This is a genomic window from Flavobacterium sp. AG291, from assembly GCF_003350375.1.
Classification (GTDB): Bacteria; Bacteroidota; Bacteroidia; order Flavobacteriales; family Flavobacteriaceae; genus Flavobacterium; species Flavobacterium suzhouense.
Genome location: NZ_QQAR01000020.1, coordinates 35,012 through 55,795 on the forward strand (window position 1 = coordinate 35,012; position 20,784 = coordinate 55,795).

General features: G+C 35.9%; 20 protein-coding genes. 8 read left to right on the plus strand and 12 right to left on the minus strand.

Translation table 11 applies throughout. From position 1 onward, the window contains the following. Window positions 1-243: 243 nt before the first annotated feature. From DEU42_RS16715 to DEU42_RS16740, 6 genes are read right to left on the minus strand one after another with little or no spacing between them, the layout of a single operon-like run. On the minus strand, window positions 244-1,020 hold the full coding sequence (locus DEU42_RS16715; protein WP_114759475.1) for a TerC family protein: 777 nt from the start codon (window positions 1,018-1,020) through the stop codon (window positions 244-246). A gap of 13 nt (window positions 1,021-1,033) precedes the next feature. After that, complete coding sequence (locus tag DEU42_RS16720; RefSeq protein WP_114759476.1) at window positions 1,034-1,408, minus strand: DNA topoisomerase IV; 375 nt, start codon at window positions 1,406-1,408, stop codon at window positions 1,034-1,036. Beyond that, window positions 1,408-1,629 (minus strand): DUF6095 family protein, encoded by a 222-nt coding sequence (locus DEU42_RS16725; RefSeq protein ID WP_199509109.1) that lies wholly within the window; start codon window positions 1,627-1,629, stop codon window positions 1,408-1,410. The genes DEU42_RS16720 and DEU42_RS16725 overlap by 1 nt, the downstream gene beginning before the upstream one ends. Next, window positions 1,616-2,431: an N-acetylmuramic acid 6-phosphate etherase gene (gene murQ / locus DEU42_RS16730; RefSeq protein ID WP_114759478.1), complete on the minus strand. Its 816-nt coding sequence runs from the start codon at window positions 2,429-2,431 to the stop codon at window positions 1,616-1,618. The genes DEU42_RS16725 and murQ overlap by 14 nt, the downstream gene beginning before the upstream one ends. Before the next feature lie 21 nt (window positions 2,432-2,452). After that, window positions 2,453-3,166, minus strand: coding sequence for a ZIP family metal transporter (locus tag DEU42_RS16735; protein ID WP_114759479.1), 714 nt, complete (start codon window positions 3,164-3,166; stop codon window positions 2,453-2,455). Window position 3,167: 1 nt separating this feature from the next. Next, window positions 3,168-3,899 (minus strand): class I SAM-dependent methyltransferase, encoded by a 732-nt coding sequence (locus DEU42_RS16740; RefSeq protein ID WP_199509110.1) that lies wholly within the window; start codon window positions 3,897-3,899, stop codon window positions 3,168-3,170. Window positions 3,900-3,957: 58 nt separating this feature from the next. On the opposite strand from DEU42_RS16740, the gene DEU42_RS16745 reads away from it, so the two are divergent. Together DEU42_RS16745 and DEU42_RS16750 are read left to right on the plus strand one after the other, a co-directional pair. Continuing rightward, a complete protein-coding gene (locus DEU42_RS16745) occupies window positions 3,958-5,130 on the plus strand; it encodes a class I SAM-dependent RNA methyltransferase (RefSeq protein ID WP_114759481.1) in 1,173 nt (390 codons plus the stop codon). Between the two features lie 2 nt (window positions 5,131-5,132). After that, a complete protein-coding gene (locus tag DEU42_RS16750; protein WP_114759482.1) occupies window positions 5,133-5,366 on the plus strand; it encodes a hypothetical protein in 234 nt (77 codons plus the stop codon). A gap of 55 nt (window positions 5,367-5,421) precedes the next feature. Here DEU42_RS16750 and DEU42_RS16755 read toward each other — a convergent pair whose 3' ends face one another. The 3 genes from DEU42_RS16755 to DEU42_RS16770 all read right to left on the minus strand — a co-directional run bounded on the left by DEU42_RS16755 (window position 5,422) and on the right by DEU42_RS16770 (window position 10,234). Further along, window positions 5,422-6,051 (minus strand): DUF2971 domain-containing protein, encoded by a 630-nt coding sequence (locus tag DEU42_RS16755; protein ID WP_114759483.1) that lies wholly within the window; start codon window positions 6,049-6,051, stop codon window positions 5,422-5,424. A gap of 639 nt (window positions 6,052-6,690) precedes the next feature. Next, window positions 6,691-8,871, minus strand: a complete 2,181-nt coding sequence (locus DEU42_RS16765; protein ID WP_114759485.1) for a S9 family peptidase — start codon at window positions 8,869-8,871, stop codon at window positions 6,691-6,693. Window positions 8,872-9,016: 145 nt separating this feature from the next. Continuing rightward, window positions 9,017-10,234 carry an aminotransferase class I/II-fold pyridoxal phosphate-dependent enzyme gene (locus DEU42_RS16770; RefSeq protein ID WP_114759486.1) on the minus strand — a complete coding sequence of 406 codons (1,218 nt, stop codon included), beginning with the start codon at window positions 10,232-10,234 and terminating at the stop codon, window positions 9,017-9,019. A gap of 193 nt (window positions 10,235-10,427) precedes the next feature. Between DEU42_RS16770 and DEU42_RS16775 the strand changes: the two genes are divergently transcribed. The 6 genes from DEU42_RS16775 to DEU42_RS16800 all read left to right on the plus strand — a co-directional run bounded on the left by DEU42_RS16775 (window position 10,428) and on the right by DEU42_RS16800 (window position 18,893). After that, window positions 10,428-10,880: an Lrp/AsnC family transcriptional regulator gene (locus tag DEU42_RS16775; protein ID WP_114759487.1), complete on the plus strand. Its 453-nt coding sequence runs from the start codon at window positions 10,428-10,430 to the stop codon at window positions 10,878-10,880. A gap of 33 nt (window positions 10,881-10,913) precedes the next feature. Continuing rightward, a complete protein-coding gene (locus tag DEU42_RS16780) occupies window positions 10,914-12,548 on the plus strand; it encodes a carboxylesterase/lipase family protein (protein ID WP_114759488.1) in 1,635 nt (544 codons plus the stop codon). Between the two features lie 127 nt (window positions 12,549-12,675). After that, complete coding sequence (gene lpdA / locus DEU42_RS16785) at window positions 12,676-14,082, plus strand: dihydrolipoyl dehydrogenase (protein WP_114759489.1); 1,407 nt, start codon at window positions 12,676-12,678, stop codon at window positions 14,080-14,082. A gap of 97 nt (window positions 14,083-14,179) precedes the next feature. Beyond that, window positions 14,180-15,469, plus strand: a complete 1,290-nt coding sequence (locus tag DEU42_RS16790; RefSeq protein WP_114759490.1) for an anthranilate synthase component I family protein — start codon at window positions 14,180-14,182, stop codon at window positions 15,467-15,469. 27 nt (window positions 15,470-15,496) lie between these two features. Then, a complete protein-coding gene (gene tilS / locus DEU42_RS16795; protein ID WP_114759491.1) occupies window positions 15,497-16,807 on the plus strand; it encodes a tRNA lysidine(34) synthetase TilS in 1,311 nt (436 codons plus the stop codon). 1 nt (window position 16,808) lies between these two features. Next, window positions 16,809-18,893, plus strand: a complete 2,085-nt coding sequence (locus DEU42_RS16800; RefSeq protein ID WP_114759492.1) for a protein-disulfide reductase DsbD family protein — start codon at window positions 16,809-16,811, stop codon at window positions 18,891-18,893. 30 nt (window positions 18,894-18,923) lie between these two features. Here the strand turns inward: DEU42_RS16800 and DEU42_RS16805 are convergent, their stop codons facing one another. The 3 genes from DEU42_RS16805 to DEU42_RS16815 form a co-directional block, all read right to left on the minus strand. Continuing rightward, a complete protein-coding gene (locus tag DEU42_RS16805) occupies window positions 18,924-19,319 on the minus strand; it encodes a glyoxalase (protein ID WP_114759493.1) in 396 nt (131 codons plus the stop codon). Between the two features lie 60 nt (window positions 19,320-19,379). After that, on the minus strand, window positions 19,380-19,874 hold the full coding sequence (locus DEU42_RS16810) for an outer membrane protein (protein WP_114759494.1): 495 nt from the start codon (window positions 19,872-19,874) through the stop codon (window positions 19,380-19,382). Between the two features lie 98 nt (window positions 19,875-19,972). Next, the gene (locus DEU42_RS16815) at window positions 19,973-20,764 is read right to left on the minus strand and encodes a hypothetical protein (protein ID WP_114759495.1); all 792 of its coding nucleotides are present in this window, start codon (window positions 20,762-20,764) and stop codon (window positions 19,973-19,975) included. Between the last annotated feature and the right edge of the window lie 20 nt (window positions 20,765-20,784).

A 20,784-nucleotide genomic window follows, 5' to 3' on the forward strand; every position in this document is an offset into this window, starting at 1 on the left:
AGATGTTTAGTTTTATTTTTTCAGTAATTGCTTTTCTGGGAATAGGAAGTTATATTGTTTTAGATTTTCCTGATTTAAAAGACTCAAATGGCTTAATCTATTTTTTACTGTTATTTGTATTAGTACTAATGAGTCTTACCGGGATTTTTCTTAATATGCCTTTCTTTCATAGATCTTCTTCTAATAAAAGATAGTTGCAATATATGTTTATAAAAAAAGCATTCATAATGAATGCCTCTTTGTTTATTCCTGTTTTTTTCTCATTCTCATGTTGAGAAATTCGACCGCCAGGGAAAATGCTATTGCAAAGTATAGATAGCCTTTTGGTACAGCGCCAACGTGTTGTCCTGCAAGCTCTGCTTCTGATAAATGCATGCTTTCTGTAGTAAGCATAAATCCTATGAGTATTAAGAACGCTAAACCTAATATTTGTATTGATGGGTTAGCGTTTACAAAATTGCCAACAGGTACAGCAAATAACATCATTACTCCAACTGAAATCAGTACAGCTGCAATCATGATTGTCAAAGCGCCATCTAATCCGTTCGTCATACCTACGGCGGTTAAGATTGAATCAACAGAAAAAATTAAATCAATCATTAATATCTGCAATATGATAGATGAAAATGATTTTTTAGCTGTTCCGCTAAGTGTCTTTTCTTCATCACCTTTATGGTCAACTTTTTCATGAATTTCCTTAGTACTTTTGTAGATAAGAAAGATACCCCCTGCAAGAAGTATTACTGCCTGACCCGTAAAGTCGGCTTTAAACCAACCCCAGTCTACACTAAGGAAAGGTTCTTTCATTGCGATGAGAACACTTATACCAAATAATAAAGCAATACGCATAAACATGGCAAGAAAGAGACCAATACGTGTAGCTCTTTTTCGGTCCTCAACAGGTAGTTTTCCAGTGACAATAGAAATAAAGATTATATTGTCTATTCCTAATATTATTTCAAGAAATGTAAGAGTTAAAAGTGCCACCCAAGCGCTTGGATCAAGGAAAATTTCAAACATAATGATTTATTGATTATTTTAATTTTGTTACCGTCCCTTTTTGTTTGTTGGCATCACCAACTATTGAAAATTCAAACGCATATGAATCCTGACTTGTTGTCAAGATTTTCATATGTATGGCCTTTTGCTCGAGCATGTTTTTGGGATGTGTTTTTTGAAGTATATACTCACAATCATTTACCCAACGTACGCTTGCTGTGTCAGTTTTTCCATTAAACGTTTCTATTTGCAGGTTTTCAGTGCGCTCAAAATAGGTAACCTCTTTTTTACCGTTTATTTCATGCTCGAATTTGAATTTACCTGTCTTAAAATCTTTACAATTACGCTCCTGATGGTAGCATGAACTGAATAGTACTGTAATTACAATAGCAAAAATAAAATTCTTCATTATTGGTCAAATAAACTTTTCATAATTGTTTTAATACCTAAAAACATAAGTAACATTCCCGTTATACAGGTAATAATCCCTAATCCTAATACGGGTATGAACATAGGATGCCCCTGATTTTTAAACGAACTGTGAATAACTACAGGTCCTAAAAAAAATAATGGAAGTGCGCCACTGAGGTAGCGTATGCCTTTCATTAAAATGGTTTTATTTGTTCCCATAAGCTTCAATTGCTTTTCTTACGTTTTTGTATTCCTTAAGTAATGCCGATGCTACTTCCTTCGAAACATTAATCTCATCCATTATCATACGTACACCACGATCAACAAGCTTATGATTGCTCAATTGCATATCAACCATTTTGTTTCCCTTTACATGTCCCAATTGAATCATGGTGGTTGTTGATATCATGTTCAGTACCAATTTTTGAGCCGTGCCAGCTTTCATACGCGAACTTCCTGTAACAAATTCCGGGCCAACAACAACTTCAACAGGATATTTTGATACTTTAGCTAAAGGACTTCCATTATTACAAGTAATGCATCCGGTAGTAATGTTGTTTTCATTACATTTTTCGAGACCACCTATTACATACGGAGTTGTTCCTGAAGCCGCTATACCCAAGACAACATCTTTATGATTTATGTTGTATTCTGATAGATCTTTCCAGGCTTGTTCCTTATCATCTTCAGCAAATTCTACGGCTTTTCGTATTGCAGCATCACCCCCGGCAATAAGGCCTATTACCAAATCGAAAGGAACACCGAAAGTAGGTGGGCATTCTGATGCATCTACTATACCAAGTCTTCCGCTTGTTCCGGCTCCTATATAGAACAAACGACCACCCTCTTTTAGTAGGGAAACTATTTTTTCAACTAGCTTTTCAATTTGAGGAAGTGCTTTCTCAATAGCTAAAGGAACAGTTTTATCTTCGTTGTTTATGTTCTTGAGTAGTTCAGCTATGGGCATCTTTTCAAGATGATTATATTTTGAACTTTGTTCGGTAGTTTTAGTAAAAGGCATATTTAGGGCTTTAGCGTAAAATTAAAGAAAATAGGCCAGTATAACACCCAATATAATTACCAGCAACTTAGCAAGGTTAAATTTATGTCCCTCACTGCTCTCAAAGATGATAGTTGAAGATATATGGAAGAGTATACCTACAACGATTGCTGATATTTCGGTATAATAATGGCTGATAATTTCGAGTTGCCCGGAAACAAGCGTACCAAGTGGTGTCATGGCGGCAAAAGCAAGCATGAATAGCATGATGGCAGGCTTCTTAAGTCCCGAATTTATAAAGAATGCGGTCAGTATAATTGCAATAGGGAAGTGGTGTATTGCTATTCCCCATGCCATATCATGATGATGGCTAACGGGCATACCTTCTAATAATGCATGAATGCAAAGGCTTAAAAATAGTAGCCAGGGCATTTTATGTAAATGTTGGTCTCCATGTACATGTACGTGACCGTGCTCAGCACCCTTAGAAAAATACTCAAGTATGATCTGGAAAATTATTCCGGCCATTATAAATATGCCTACAGGGCTATTATGGCTGTGACCATGATCATGGCCTTCGTGTGCATGTGCAGCACTTTCATATACTTCAGGGAGAAGATGTAAAACTGTGAGAGATAGTAAAAATGAACCGCTAAAAGCAAGTAAAAGTTTAAGGCTTTTTTTATTGGAAGGTTTAAGTATTAAAGCAATACAATAACCTAAAATCACCGATAATAAAGGTAATAAGTATATCATTTTATTTGAAGATCATAATTAGACGTTCCGATTCATTCTTAAAGAATTTCTTAAGTTTATAATCACCAAAAGTATCCAGAAGATAAATACCGGCCTCATCCATCATAGCTTCAAAATCTTCAAGGGTTAGTGCCTGCACTTTTTCTGTAAAATGAAATTTTTGACCTTTATCTTCAAAATTTATTTCTTTGATGATATGATTATCGATATGGTAGCGCTTTATATGAAAGTCGATTCCATCAACAGTTTTAACTTCTTCAGGAACTAAATTATTAATTACGTGATTTACATTCATAAAATCAATAACGCCAAAACCATATTCTGAGAGGCTGTCATGAATAGCTCTTAAAGTAACAAGATTGTCACTGTCATTTTCAAAGTACCCAAAGCTGGTAAAAAGATTGAATATTGCATCAAACTTCTCTTCAAAAGGCATACGCATGTCATGAACAGTAAAATGCAGCTTTTCATTTGATGATTTAGAAGCTTCCTCAATACTGTTTTCTGATAAATCAGCTCCTGTTACATCATAACCTAATTGACTTAAGTAAATGGAATGACGGCCTTTACCACATGCTAAATCAAGTATTTTAGCATCGTCCGGCAGGTTAAGATATTGGGTAATATTATCCATAAAGAGCTGTGCCTCTTCATAGTCACGATCCTTGTATAATATATGGTAATAAGGTGTATCGAACCAGGATGCAAACCAGTTATTTGTTTCTTTTTGCATATTCATTGAATGTACCGGCAAAATTAGTTTATTTTTGCCAAGAATTTGATTCGTACACATGGAAAATAATTTTAAAATGATTGCTAAAACCTTTTTTGGCTTTGAAGAGATTCTGGCTAAAGAATTGCAGGTTTTAGGTGCACAGGATGTAGAACAGGGCGTAAGAATGGTTAGCTTTAAAGGAGATAAGGGCTTTATGTATAAAGCCAATCTTGCTTTAAGGACTGCTTTAAAGATACTTAAGCCTATATATCACTTCAGGGCTTATAATGAGCAGAGTCTTTACAAAGGTATTCAGGGTATAGACTGGTCGAAATACTTAAATGCAAACCAGTCGTTTGTAATTGATGTTACCTTGCATTCAGATCATTTTAACCATTCTCAGTTTGTAGCCCTGAAAGCTAAAGATGCTGTAGTTGACCAGTTCAGGGATCGCTTTGGCAAGAGGCCAAACATTGATAAAGATTTTCCGGATCTAAGAATAAACCTTCATATTCATAATGACCAGTGTTCTGTAGCTCTTGATACTTCAGGGCAATCTCTTCACCAAAGAGGGTATAAAACTGCAACCAATATCGCACCTATTAATGAGGTGCTTGCTGCCGGTATGTTATTGCTTTCCGGATGGGAGGGTCAGGGTGACTTTATAGACCCTATGTGTGGTTCAGGAACAATATTAGCAGAAGCCGCTATGATTGCCTGTAATATACCGGCTAACATCAACCGCAAAGAGTTTGCATTTGAAAAATGGAATGACTGGGACAATGATCTTTTTGATAAAATCGTTGATTCACTGATGAATAAGACACGTGAATTCCACTATACAATAAAAGGTTATGATAAAGCGCCTTCGGCTGTAACAAAAGCAAAAGATAATATCTACAATGCTAATCTTGCGGATTATGTTACTATTAGCCAGCAGGATTTCTTTACAACAGAAAAAGAGACAAGAGGTCCACTACATATGGTATTCAACCCGCCATACGGAGAAAGACTTGATGTAAACATGGAGCGTTTTTATAGAGAAATTGGTGATACACTTAAGCAAAGTTATCCGGGAACAAATGCATGGTTTATCACTGCAAATATTGAAGCACTTAAATTTGTCGGACTTAAGCCTTCCCGTAAGATAAAATTATTCAACGGTAAGCTGGAGACACGTTTTGTGAAATACGAAATGTATGAGGGCAGTAAAAGAGCTAAATTTCAAAATAATAATCAAGAAGAATAATCATGAATAAACAGAATAAAGCATTTGTATATAATCTTTTAGCTTTCGTTTTCTTTTATGTCCTGAGTTATGTATTGCTTTCAAATTTCACAGGCTTAACCGGTTTTTGGGTACCGTTGGCATCTGCAATGATAACTTTTATACTTACACCTAAATTTCAGTATGCCCGTCAGGCGGGGGGAGATAAGATCTATATGAGCTGGATGTTTATGAAAGGTGTTAAAGAGGTAAAATAATTTATATACAATATAAAAGAAAGCCTGATAGTAATTAACTGTCAGGCTTTCTTTTTTACATCTTTTTAAATCCGCTGATCCAACGCTGATTTTCATACAGGGTAGAGCGGCTTATTCTTTTATCAGGGTCTTTTGCAGTTCCTTTAAGATGTTTCTTGATTGTATTGTATATCTGTTCCGGCATTTGTTGACTAATCGTTACTTTCCGGATAACACTTAATGGAAATTCTATTTCGTAAAAATCCATTTTTTCATTGGTCTCATAGATTATACGATATTCTTCTTCGCAACGGTATGGCCATCTTTTTGTAAAAGGTACATCATCAAGTTCTATTCTCTTTTTTGAGGATACATCGTCTATCTTTTTATAAATAATCTTTCCGTGTTTTAATCCCGGAATTTCATCCAATATTGCAAATAGCTTTTTAGCGTCGAACTCAATTACACAACCGCTTGGCCCATTCGAATAGGTTTTCCAGTGATGTATAGTCTCGTCATCATGTGAAAAACATAATGCAAATAAATTCTCAATCCCTTTTCTGCTCTTATATTCCAGAATAATCTCTGAGTCATTTTTATCTTCCCAAAGTCTCGGGTTAAGTAAGGTAAGTTTCTTCCTTTCCAGCATATCAAGCAGAATGGGAAGTGTAGTAAAGCGGTTGAGTTTTGTGATTGGATTTTCCATAATGCTAAAAATATGTAATTGATTGGTTTTAATTGTACTATAATTTTTCACATATACCACATGACAATTCTTTTGGAGGAATCTGTTTATTAATTGAAAATAAAGACAAAAGAATAATTAGAATCCCTATAATAAGTAATCTTTTTGTAAATGTTTTGTCCTCTAATTTACTACTTGCATTTTCAATTTTGCTTGTATGCCTCCACATACTCCCTTTCCCAATCCAATAAGGAATAAACTCACGCTTATATTTTTCAAAATATACAAATCGTGTTAGATGATATAGTGAAAATGTAAATAGAGGAATATATGTATAAAGAATTTCTAAATCTATTAGTAACATGCAGCAAACTATCCAACTACACGAAAAATAGACGCTTCTAAATCGAATACCAAAAGGAGAGCTAATAGTCTGAAATGCAATAAACCAAATAATGAAAAACCTAAATCCAAAATCTTTGCAGGGACAATAATACTTTAGAAAAAGATGAATAATTACACTTATAGCTACTAAACTTAACCACAATATATCAGAATTTGATAGTGGACGTATTTCTAATTTACCTATTGTGAATTTTCTTTCTTTAATCATTTAGTCTTATAAAATAAAAACGGAGGCCTAAGCCTCCGTCAATATTATTACTTTTTAAGGTAAGTATCAAAATAATCAGCGATTTTCTGATTCAGGTGAATCCTGTCTTTACCGCGTACATTGTGTTCGTGGTTTGGATAAAGGAAATAATCAACCTGTTTTCCTGCTGCGATACACGCATTGATAAACTCCATACTGTGCTGTTGAACCACTACTGGATCCTGAGCTCCGTGAATAATAAGTAATCTGCTGTTAAGTTGTTTAGCTTTGTCAATGATGTTTGTTTTAGCATATCCCTCAGGATTCTCTTGTGGAGTATCCATATAACGCTCACCATACATTATTTCATAATATTTCCAGTCGCAAACCGGGCCACCGGCAACACCAACTTTAAATACATCACCATGATCTAATATGAGTGAAGACGTCATGAATCCACCAAAACTCCATCCCGAAACACCAATCCTGTTCTGGTCTACAAACGATTTGGATTTAAGGAATTCAACGCCTCGCATCTGGTCAGCCATTTCGTTAACTCCAAGGTTACGGTGAACTACATGTTCAAAATCACGACCACGGGCATCACTTCCTCGGTTATCTAATGTAAATACTACATATCCTTGTTGCGCAAGATAATAGTCAAACAATGAAGCACCACCTAACCATTTATTAGTAACCAACTGGGCATGAGGACCTCCGTATACATAAACAATTACGGGATATTTTTTTGTTGCATCAAAATCCGCAGGGTAAATCAATCGTCCGTTAAGAGGAGTTTTGCCGTCAGCAGAAGTTACAGTAACCAACTCCATTTTAGGTAATACAGTCTTGCCTGTATATGGGTTTTCAGCTTTAAGTACTGTATTAGTGTCTTTTTTATTGTTAAGATTGACAATTGTTGTTGTATTAGGTGTAATTGTGTTGCTGAAACTGTCAAGGGCAAATGTTCCATCTGTACTTAACAAAGTTGTATGCGTACCCGACTGAGTTGTAACAGGAATAGTTTTTCCCGATGAAAGCTCAACTTTATAAAGTTGTCTTTCAAGTCCGTTGTCAGCTGTCCCCATGTAGAATGCATTTTTAGCATTGCTGTCAAAGCCTAAAAACTCAGTAATTACTACATCCAGATAGCCAAGTTTTTTAAGTTGCTTGCCTTCTGTATTATAAAGATATAACTGCTCATAGCCGTCTTTTTCGCTTCTGTAAAGAAACTGATCATTTTTACCAGGAACAAAAGTAAGGTCATGAAGTGGCTCAACATAAGTTGAAGCCTTCTCTTCAAACAGTGTTTTTTCAAAATTACCTGTTAGAGCATCATAACGATTCAGTTTCAGGTCATTTTGCTCTCTGTTTAGGACACCTACATATACTTTTTTACCATCCGGTGACCATGTAACAGTAGTAAGATATTGCTCTTTAGGACCTTCGGTTTTAAGTGTTGTAGATTTTCCTGAAGCAATATCGTATACTACAAGGGTAACCTCTTCACTTTTCATACCCGCCATAGGATATTTGATATCTTTGTTTGTAGCTATGCGCTCATCCCAATTGGTAAGAGGGTAATTAGCAACCATTGTCTCATCCTTACGGTAAAATAATAGTTTATCACTATTAGGGCTCCACCACATTCCTTTGTCAATTCCAAATTCCTGGCGGTGAACATAATCACTTCCGTTTACAATACCTTTATCAGTATCATTAGTAACATTGATGGTTTTGCCATCAACAGTAGATATTACTATGTTGTTGTCTTTCAGCCATGAAGCGTTTGCGCCATTTGGCGAAAGTTGCTGTTGTGCTGCTTCGTTAGAAATAGCTATAGCGCTTTTAATTTCTTTTTTTGTAACATTAAACAAAACCAGATAGGTATTGTTTTTACCTGCAACTTCTAATACTAATGTGTTAGCATCATTCCATTTATAAGTATAAGGAAACATTCTAAGCTCAAATGTATCAGCTGGGAACTTCGCTTTTAGAGCATTAGTAAGTTCAGTCTTAGATATCAGGGTACTTTCAGTCCAGTTGTTTTCCTGGCTACGTGCCATCAGGTTGGCGTAACTATTATCAAGATAGGTTATGGTTTTAGAGTCCTTTCTCCAAGCCGGAGCAACAAGGCTTTTCGGGGCAAACATCTGATATTGACCCATTGTAGCTTCCTGTATGGTAAGGTTTTTTTGTGCTGTGGCAGCCATTCCCGCTAATAAGAACAGCCATACTGTTTTTTTCATGTATTTGTTGTTAGGTGGGCGAATTTAAATAAACTATACATCTCTACGAAATGTTTATCTGTTAATTAGTAGTTTGCCCAATGAAATTGTTACAATAAAAAATCCGTTCACTTTAGTGAACGGATTTGAATTATTTGATTGTTGATTAAACTGTAGCTGCTGCTTTAAGTACCCCAACTTCAATCATGCATTCTTTCATCATTTGGTAAGTACGCTCAATATCATTATCAAGACCTATTGAGAAACGGATAAGTCCATCTGTAAGTCCCATTTCTTTTTGCTCATCTAATGGAATTTCACTTGATGTTGATGACCCCGGAGCACTAAATAATGTTTTATAAAAACCAAGACTTACTGCAAGGTAACCAAGGTTACGGTTTTGCATAAGTTCCATTAATTCATTAGCCTTGTCAATAGTACCGGCATCTATAGTCATAAGTCCGCCAAAACCATATTCTTTATTGATCATACCTTTGTAAAGTTCATGTCCCGGGTGACTTTCAAGCCCAGGATAAACAACTTTAAGGCCATCTTTTTCAAATTTTTGAGCCAGATACATTGCGTTGTGGCTGTGTTGTTTCATTCTGATGTGTAGCGTACGAAGGTTTTTCAATACGCTTGCTGCACGAAGGCTGTCCATAGTCGGTCCAAGAAGCATACTGGCACCATCATTCACATTGCGAAGTGCATCAATGAACTCCTGAGTACCACAAGTAACGCCACCAACAGTATCACTGCTTCCGTTGATGAATTTTGTAAGACTGTGAATAACTACATCAGCACCCATCTTAGCAGGAGCAACAGATAGTGGTGAGAATGTATTATCTACAACCAGTTTAAGATTATGTTTTTTAGCGATTTTAGCAAGGCTTTCTATATCTGCAACTTCTAAAAGTGGATTACTAACTGTTTCGCAGTAAAGTACTTTAGTATTAGGAGTGATGGCAGCCTCAACAACATCAAGCTTAGTGATATCAACAAAAGTTGTATTGATGTTAAGTTTTGGTAGGAAGTTTTTCATAAAAGCATAAGTTCCTCCATAAATAGTACGACTGGTAACAATGTGATCTCCGGCAGCACAAAGTTGTAAAAGTACCGGAGTAATTGCTCCCATACCAGAAGCAGCAACATTTGCCGTTTCTGTACCTTCCATAGCGGCAAGAGCCTGACCAAGGTAAAGATTACTTGGTGAAGAGTGGCGTGAGTATAAATAACAGCCTTCAGCATTTCCTTCAAATGTATCAAACATGGTTTTTGCCGAAAGGAATGTATAAGTTGATGAATCAGAAATTGAAGGGTTCACTCCACCAAATTCTCCAAAATATTGTAAGTCCTGTATCTTGTCAGCCGGATTAAAGTCCATTTTTTAAAATTTTAAGTTTATGATTGTAGTTTTATCTTAGATTTTTGAAATACAAATAGAATGTTTTGTAAATTAAAAATCAACAGTATTGGCTTTTGTTAGATTATAAATCTATATATTTGATTGTATTTAAAATTTATTACAACAATCAGTATCGATTTCCTTACGATAAAAGAAAATTTTACGGGACAGTATGGATATAACCGACAGAAAACTGCTTATGTTATTGCAACAGGATAGCACTAAGACAACAAAAGAACTTTCATTAAAACTCAACCTTTCGGTAACCGCAATTTATGAGCGTATAAAAAAATTAGAGCGTGAAGGCATCATCAATAAATATGTTGCTATTATCGACCAGAAAAAGGTGGAGAAGAATTTTGTTGTCTTCTGCCATTTAAAACTTATTCAACATACAAAAGAGTATTTAACCCGTTTTGAACAGGAAGTAACGAAACTTGAAGAGGTGTTAGAATGCTATCACGTAAGTGGTGATTATGATTACATATTAAAGATATATGTAAAAGACATGGAAGCTTACCGCGAATTTATGGTGACTAAACTCACAACACTTCAGCATATTGGCAGTACACATAGTACTTTTATGATAAGCGAGGTAAAGAATACCAATATCATTACATTGTAATATTGGTTATATTTGTTAGAAACATCTATCAATATGACCAAAAAACACTTATTTTTAATCTTATTATTGCAGTTGTCGCTGGTTCTAACTGCTCAAAAAAATCCGCAGGCTAAAGTAGAGCAGGGGACACTGGAAGGTATCCTTTTGCCATCGGGAACTCAAAATTACAGAGGAGTACCTTTTGCAGAACCGCCTGTTGGTGACCTACGCTGGAAAGCACCTCAGGCTCCTAAAAAATGGGAAGGCATCCGAAAAGCCGATAAATTTGGAAGCAATGCGATGCAAAAACCTGTATATGGTGATATGAATTTTCGTGCGCCATCTATGAGTGAAGATTGTTTATACCTTAACATATGGACTCCTTCGAAAAAGCTTAATGAAAAGTTGCCGGTTCTTGTATATTTTTATGGTGGTGGATTTGTTGCCGGTGACGGTTCTGAAAACCGTTACGATGGTGAAAGCCTTGCAGAGAAAGGCATTGTAACCGTGACACTTAATTATAGATTGGGTATTTTTGGATTCTTTTCGCACCCTGAACTGACTAAAGAATCGCCCAATCATGCCTCAGGAAATTATGGACTGCTTGATCAAAATGCGGCATTGGTGTGGGTAAAGAAAAACATTGCTGCTTTTGGTGGAGACCCAAATAAAATTACAATTGCCGGTGAATCAGCAGGATCAATATCGGTATCAGCCCAAATGGCATCTCCTTTATCCAGAAATCTTATCTCCGGAGCGATAGGGCAGAGTGGAGCCATGATCAACCCTACACTTGATGCCGTGCCTTTAGCGGATGCGGAGAAAAATGGTGTGGCTTTTGCCTCTAAGATAAACAGCCCTGAACTTTCGAAACTACGGGCTATCCCGGCTGAACAACTGTTAGAAGAGGCTTCAAAATCTGGTGCTTTCAACACAAGAGCTACGGTTGACGGGTATTTTTTACCTAAGCTTCCGTCGGCTATTTTTGCAGCAGGCGAACAGGCTAACGTGCCTTTATTAGCCGGATGGACATCTGCGGAAATTCCGTATCAGGCATTTATGTATGGGCAATATCCTAATCCTGAAAACTATAAGAAAAGGGTAGAGGATACTTATAAAGATAAAGCGGCTGAAGTTTTTAAATTATACCCCGGTAATACCGAACAGGAAGTAATTGAATCTGCTACAGCATTAGCCAGTGATAATTTTATTGTTTATAGCACCTGGAAATGGCTTGATCAGCATAGGAAACTTACTAAACAGCCTACATATGCTTATGTTTTTTCAAAGGCCCGTCCACCAATGAAATCTGAATTGGGTAATGCTAAAGCCGGACTTGCTGGTGGTATCATAAAAGATGCCGGCAAAAAAGAAGAGAATAAGATGCCAGAACAACTTAAAGGAGCTGCACATGCTTCGGATATTGAATATATGCTTGGCAATTTGGCTTCAAATCCAGTGTATGAATGGACTAAAGACGATTATAAAGCTTCACAGATTTCCGAAGATTATATTGCAAACTTTATCAAAACAGGAAATCCAAACGGTAAAGGCCTATCTGACTGGCCAGTTAGTAAACCCGATGGTAATATGAATCTTATGATTCTTGATGTTACAAGTAGATCGGTTAAAGAGCCTAACAGGGATCGTTATTTGTTTCTGGATAGCTATTATAACATCAAGAAATAAAATATTTAAACATATAAATGTGAGATATTCAAAGAGGAATGTAAATTCCTCTTTTTTATTTATTCCATATTGAGGATTATCCCTAAATTTGCGTGACAATAAATAAAATCACACAAAAAAATATATTATGAGTTCATTTGACGTAGTCGTTATAGGTTCAGGTCCCGGCGGATATGTAGCAGCAATACGCTGTGCGCAATTGGGTTTTAATACTGCAATTATTGAGAAATACCCAACACTTGGAGGTACTTGCCTTAATGTAGGCTGTATCCCATCAAAGGCTTTGCTGGATTCGTCTCACCATTACCATGACGCTACTACACACTTTAAAGAGCACGGTATTGATATTGCCGGAGAAATTAAAGTGAACATCGAGCAGATGATTGCGCGTAAAAAAGGTGTTGTTGATCAGAATGTTTCCGGTATCAAGTACCTTATGGATAAAAACAAAATCACTGTTTTTGAAGGATTAGGTTCATTTGAAGATGCTACTCATATTAAAGTAACTAAAAATGACGGTTCTTCTGAAGTGATTGAGGCTAAAAACACCATTATCGCTACAGGTTCTAAACCATCATCACTTCCTTTTATCAAAATTGATAAAGAAAGAATAATAACTTCTACTGAAGCTCTTGAATTAAAAGAAGTTCCAAAACACCTTATTGTAATTGGTGGTGGTGTAATTGGTCTTGAGCTAGGTCAGGTTTACCTTCGCCTTGGTGCTCAGGTATCAGTAGTAGAATATCTTGATAGAATCATTCCTGGTATGGATGCAGGTCTTTCTAAAGAACTTACAAAAGTGCTTAAGAAACAAGGAATGAAATTCTATACTTCTCACAAAGTTAAATCTGTTGAAAGAAACGGAGAAGGTGTTCAGGTTCAGGCTGAAAATGCTAAAGGTGAAACTATCACTTTAGATGGTGATTACTCTTTGGTATCAGTTGGTCGTCGTCCTTACACAGACGGACTTAACGCTGAAGCTGCCGGAGTAAAAGTTACTGAAAGAGGTCAGATTGAAGTAAATGATCATTTACAAACTTCGGCTTCTAACATTTACGCAATTGGTGACGTTATCAAAGGAGCAATGCTTGCACATAAAGCTGAGGAAGAAGGTGTATTTGTTGCTGAGACGCTTGCAGGACAAAAACCCCACATCGATTATAACCTAATCCCTGGTGTAGTATATACATGGCCTGAGGTTGCTGCTGTTGGAAAAACAGAAGAACAACTAAAAGAAGCCGGTGTTGAGTACAAATCAGGAAGTTTCCCTTTCAAAGCGCTTGGACGTTCACGTGCAAGTATGGATACTGACGGATTTGTAAAAATCCTTGCTGATGCTAAAACTGATGAAGTTCTTGGTATCCACATGATTGGTGCCCGTACTGCTGACCTTATCGCTGAAGCAGTAACAGCTATGGAGTTTAAAGCATCTGCTGAAGATATCTCAAGAATGTCTCACGCACACCCTACCTATGCTGAAGCTGTTAAAGAAGCTGCTCTTGCTGCTACTGAAAACAGAGCTATCCATATTTAATAAAATATAATTCTATATATAACAGGCCCATTCCGTAAGGAATGGGTTTTGTATTTTATTTGTATTGTGTGTATTTTTGGAATATTAAATTAGAGCCTTGAGAACTTCCTATATCCTGACTATCGATAATACCGAATGGTATAAAAAACAGCTATTGGGCTGGGCACAACAATTTCGTGAAATAGTATTTCTCGATAGTAATGATTACCATCAGCAATACACTTCTTATGATGCGGTTCTGGCCGTTGATGCTTTTACTTCAATTAAAACAGACTATCATAATGCTTTTGAGGAACTTAAGGTTTATCAGCAAACAACAAAAGACTGGTTATTTGGCTACCTTTCCTATGATTTAAAAAATGATACAGAAGAGTTAACCTCTAATAATTTTGATGGACTGGGATTTCCTGATCTGTTTTTCTTTCAGCCCAAAAAAATGTTTCTGCTTAAAGGAAATGAACTTGAATTGCAGTACCTGAACATGTGCGATGATGAGATTGAAGAGGATATTAATTCAATTTTGAATTACAAATTAGGGGATTCAGGCATCAGTTCTCCAATAAACATACAACAAAGGATATCTAAAGAGGATTACATAGTGAAAGCTAATGATATGTTAGCTCATATCCACAGAGGAGATATTTATGAAGCTAATTTTTGCATGGAATTTTATGCAGAAAACGCCAATATAAATCCGTTTGATACCTATCAGAGGCTAAATGCAATTTCAGAGCCGCCCTTTGCGGTATTCTTTAGGAATTATAAACAATACCTCTTGTCAGCATCACCTGAACGATATATTCGTAAAGAGAATGATAAGATAATATCTCAGCCAATAAAGGGTACAGCAAGACGTAGTATGGACGAAGCTGAAGACAAGAGGATTCAGGAGGAACTTTATAATAATGAAAAAGAACGTTCTGAAAACATAATGATTGTTGATCTGGTTCGAAATGACTTATCTCGTACAGCGGCAAAAGGATCAGTCGAAGTTGAAGAGCTTTGCGGTACATATGCTTTCAAACAGGTACACCATTTGATTTCTACGGTTACTTCCAGACTTGCTGAAGGTTATTCTCCTGTGGACGTTATTAAGACTGCATTCCCAATGGGTAGTATGACCGGTGCACCAAAAATATCGGCAATGAACATTATCGAAAAGATTGAAGAAACTAAGCGTGGGGTTTACAGTGGTGCGGTAGGCTATTTTACGCCCGAAGGTAATTTTGACTTTAATGTGGTTATACGTAGTATACTTTATAGTCAGCTAAATAATTATGTTTCTTTTTCGGTGGGTAGTGCCATTACTTCTAAAGCCATTCCTGAAACGGAGTACGAGGAGTGCTTGTTAAAAGCTCGTGCGATGCGTTCGGTACTTGAGTCATAATTCGAACATAATTCACTAACTTTGAAAATGCTTTCAGAATTTAAAGAACATCTTACTGTAAATTTTCCCTTTTTTAAAGAATCTAAATTGCTTGTTGCTGTTAGCGGAGGTGTTGACAGTGTTGTTTTGGTACACCTTCTAAAGCAGCTAAATTATGATGTAGCCATTGCTCATTGTAACTTTGGACTGAGAGGAGAAGAGAGCGATGGAGATGAAAAATTCATTAGGAGTTATGCGTCAGATAATGCAATAAATATTTTTGTAACTCATTTTGATACAAAGACTTTTGCTATTGATAATAAACTATCAATTCAGGTGGCGGCCAGGCAGCTTCGTTATATCTGGTTTCAGGAATTACTTGAAGAAAATAGTTTAGACTACTTATTGACTGCACATCATCTCGATGATAATATTGAGACTTTTTTGATAAACTTTTCAAGGGGTACCGGAATAGAAGGTTTGACGGGCATTCCACAGCAAAACGGTAATATCATACGTCCACTCTTGCCTTTTACACGTGAAAATATTGAAAGATATGCTTCAGAAAATAGTATATCGTGGCGTGAAGACAGTAGTAATGCTTCTGATAAGTATTTAAGAAATAAGCTTAGACACAATATAATTCCTGAAATAAAAGAATTAAACCCATCATTCACTGATTCGTTTATTCAGACAATAAACAATCTCCAGCAATCTGCCTCATTGGTACATGACGCAGCAATAGTAATGTATCAGCAGATAGTTTCTGAAAAAGAAGGGCAGAAGCATATTGATATCGGGCAATTAAAGCGTTTACCTAATTTTAAAGCATACTTATACCAATGGCTTAATCCATTTGGGTTTACACCATGGGATGATATTTATGCTTTAGTTGATGCACAGTCAGGAAAGCAGATTTTTTCAGCTAATTACAGACTGTTAAAGGATAGGACTGTTTTAATTTTGGAACCCTTAAAGCCTAGTGACAGGAAAGTTTATGAAATTAGTGAGGGCCTTTCTCAAATTAATGAGCCATTAACAATAAAACTAGAATTAGTGGATAAAATTTCATCAGAATCCACAAAAAACGTTGTATTTGTTAATAATAACTTAATAAAATTCCCGTTATTTGTTCGCAAATGGAAGGAAGGGGATTATTTTTGTCCGCTAGGTATGAATGGACAAAAAAAGAAAGTATCTAAGTTCTTCAAAGACGAGAAAATGTCTCTGTCTGAAAAAGAAGATACCTGGATATTGACTTCCGGAAATGAAATCATCTGGATTATTGGCAGGCGTGCCGATGACAGATTCAAAATACGCAATACAACAGACACTATATTAAAAATTGAGCTTTTATAAAATGAAAAAGGGAGTTTTATTATTCTTTTTTGTGCTGTTATTTTCAGGATTAACGGCACAGGCACAAGGTCCTAAAGTTGTGCATCCTGTAAAATGGAAATCAAAAATTGAAAAAAAATCAGCAGACCAGTACTTACTGACCATGGATGCTGTTATTGAGGATGGTTGGCATGTGTATTCTCAATTTACCGATGAAAACGGTTCATTGCCAATGATTGTTGAGTTTATCAACAAAAAGGGCAATTTTGAAACTATAGGAAAAACGTCAGAGACTAAGCCTGAGCAAAAATACAGTGATATTTTTGGTGTTACGGAGAGTTTTTGGCATCATAAATTCCAATTGAAACAATTGGTTAAGGTTACCAATCCGGGACTTGATCTTGTACAGGTAAAAATTGACTATCAGGTATGTCAGGAGTCTTGTATACAGGAAATCAGCAATTTTGAATTCAATGTAAAGACACTTACTTCTAAAGAAGTGGTTAAGTTTTCTTCTGTAACTACTTCTGCCGCTGCTGTTTTAGATGAAACTGCTGTTTCGGTTTCTGATACAGCCAAAACAGATGCTGTTGATAAAGTACAAGCAGGAGGAACTACGGACGCTGCTGTAAACAATACTGAAGCGCCAAAAGAAAATAAAGAAGAGCCTAAAGATCCATGGACTATCTTTTTAGGTACACTGCTTGCCGGTATACTTGTGACATTCACACCTTGTGTATTCCCAATGATACCAATGACAGTAAGCTTTTTCCTTAAGCAAAACAGCAGTAAATCTAAAGGTCGTTTTAATGCAGTATTCTATGGTATCTGTATTGTAGCTATCTATATACTTCTGTCTGTTCCTTTTCATATTTTTGAAGGTATAAGCGAGAATGTTTTTGCAGACATATCTACAAACGTATATCTTAACTTATTCTTCTTTGCAATATTTGTAACGTTTGCAATATCATTCTTTGGAGCTTTTGAAATTACAATGCCTAACAGTCTTGCCAGCAAAGCAGATAATGCTTCTAATTCTGGAGGTTTGATAGGTGTGTTCTTTATGGCGCTGACTCTGATAATTGTATCATTCTCTTGTACAGGTCCGGCTTTAGGGCTTGTATTTGGTACGGTACTTTCTTCTGAGGGTGGGGCAATACTGCTTACAGTTGGACTTACAGGTTTCGGACTTGGTCTTGCTATGCCATTTATGGTTTTTGCATTATTCCCTAATCTTATGGGGAATCTGCCTAAATCAGGTGGATGGTTAAATACTGTAAAAGTTGTATTTGGTTTTATAGAACTTGCGCTTGCTTTCAAATTCCTTTCTAATGCTGATCTTGTTGAACAATGGCATATATTAGAAAGAGAGGTATTTATTGCAATCTGGATAGGGATATTCTTAACACTGACATTCTATTTATTTGGTAAATTTTCTACTCCTCATGATAGCCCGGTTCCTTTTATATCAGTAGGAAGAATGCTTTTAGGAGTATTGTCATTGTGCTTTACTATTTACCTTATCCCTGGCTTATGGGGAGCTCCGTTAAAAGTAATAAGTGGATTCCCACCACCGTTAAATTACAGTGAATCTCCTTTTGGTTTTGGAGGTTCAGGGGGAACAGGTGCTGCTGATGGTAAAGCGGAATTGCCGGCTAATGCTGAATATATTGTTCACGGAATTGTTGCTTTTCATGATTATGATAAAGGACTTGCTTACGCTAAATCGGTTAATAAGCCAATTCTGATTGACTTTACCGGACATGCATGTGTAAACTGTAGAAAAATGGAAGAGTATGTGTGGTCTGATCCAGCGGTTCTTTCTATTCTTAAAAATGACGTAGTACTTATTTCTCTTTATTGTGATTCAAGAAAAAAACTTCCTGAAAATGAGATTTTTACTTCTAAATCAGGAAGAGAAATTACAACAGTAGGAGAGAAATGGAGTGATTTTGAAGTAGAACGTTACGCTTCAAATGCAAGACCTTACTATGTATTGGTTAATCCGGCTGACGAGGCTAAGTTAAATGAGCCTGTTGCGTATACGCCAAATGTTGAGGAATATAAAGCATGGCTTACCTCTGGTATAGCCAACTTCAAAAAATAAAAATTAAAGCCTTCTGTAAAGAAGGCTTTTTTATTGATTAGAAAGGAGCTGGACCTGATCTTTAAGTCTTTCTATGAGCAGATTCATCATTCGTTTATTAAGATTCGAAGAGTTTTGAATATACTCTTTAAATTCTTCTATTGTAAATAATGCTATGATCATACCTTTGAGTGCATTTCTAAACTTTATATCTTTATGTACAGCATTGTCAATAAAGGTGAATTTCTTTTCAATCGTATATTGATAAAAATCACTTTTAGATTTATTTACATAATTTATGAATGATTCTACAAAAATGTCGTTCTGTAGTTTTAATATTGGTCGTATAGTTTTGTTTTGAAAAATTTCTTCTTTAGAGGATTGAGGGTATATTTCTCCAATGGCTTCGCCTCTAAGTGCGAGAATCTGCGTGTCGCGTTGGTTCATGGTTTTCTTTTAAAGATAAAAAAAAACCCTGCGAAAAACAGGGTTATTGATAAATATTTTTTAGAATTTGAATCTAACTCCTAAGGCGATATCTCCGGCAAAGTTATCATCTCTAAAATCGTTGAAATACAATTCAGGTCTGAAATCTAGTGATAATTGAAGAGGTATATCAAAGTTATATTCGATACCTATATCCCCGGCAACAAATGCAAATACTCCACTGTCATCATTTCCGTCGTAGTAATCAGGAACACCATCATTGAATTCCCAAGAACCAAGACCTCCACCTACACCGGCATACCAGTTAAAACCTCCCTCAATGTTCCATACCCATTGATAAAGACCTGTAAGTTTGATAGCATCATAATTTCTTGAATCACGCCATCCTAAATCTAATTCAAGTCTGTTGTTGCTGCTTAATTTTCTCTGATAAGAGATTTCTCCTCCAAAACCGTCATTGTCTCCAAGTCGAAGACCTAATGCATTTTTCTCCTGTGCTTGTGCGCTAAATGCTAATCCTCCTAGCATTAAAGCAGTTAACAATAATTTTTTCATAATGATTTACTGGGTTATTTATTTAACAAATATAAATCCACTTTATTTGTAAGAAAGTGTTTTGTTAAACTTTTAACAGTTATCATTTTGTTAAAGCTTTATTCTATATTGTAGTCTACAAGTACCTCTTCCTGATGTTCTGATGAAGTAGCAGGGATGGGTAGTTCTACGCCTGGAAATTGTGATAGATTGTAGGTTATATCAGTTATACTTTTTACCACTCCGATTTGTTCAGCGTAATATTGTGTTGATACTACTACGTTTTGTGGTTCCATTAAAGTTAGTGTCACTGGGAATCCCTGAATGGTTGTTGAAACTTTTATACTTAGATTTAAAGTTATCTCTGTAGGGGTTACAGTTGAATATTGTTCACTGCCTGAAGTAAAATTGGTTAAAGGTGATTTAGCTTTGGATGACAATTTATAATCAAACAGTAGGGTGTATTCTCCTAAGTCTTGAGAAAAACTATCTTCTGTCAAGGAAAGCTGCTGATTAGCTGAAGCGTTTTCGTCAAAAATAATGAAGTCAGTAATATTTATACTAAAAGGTAAATTTTCCGCGATGTTTAATCCTGCAGTTCCTGAAAGATAGATTTTTCCATTTTCCTGTCGTATGCCATTGTTAGTTATGGCATTTGAAAAGAATCCTGTAGCTATAGGGTCTTTAGATTTTACTTTTTTATATGTATTATTGTTTATAACAGTGTCTCCTGAAAAATAAACAGAGTCTCTTCCGTTTAATGATGTGCCCTGAACATCATAAACCCAATAATTACCTTCTGCGAGAGGTAAGAAATTCTCTGTTTGATTGTTACTGTTTCCTCCGTCGTCATCGTTTGAACACGAAATAGCAAAAAGACTCAATACTCCTAATAAATAAATTCGTTTCATGTTAGTTAGTTTTTTGCTAA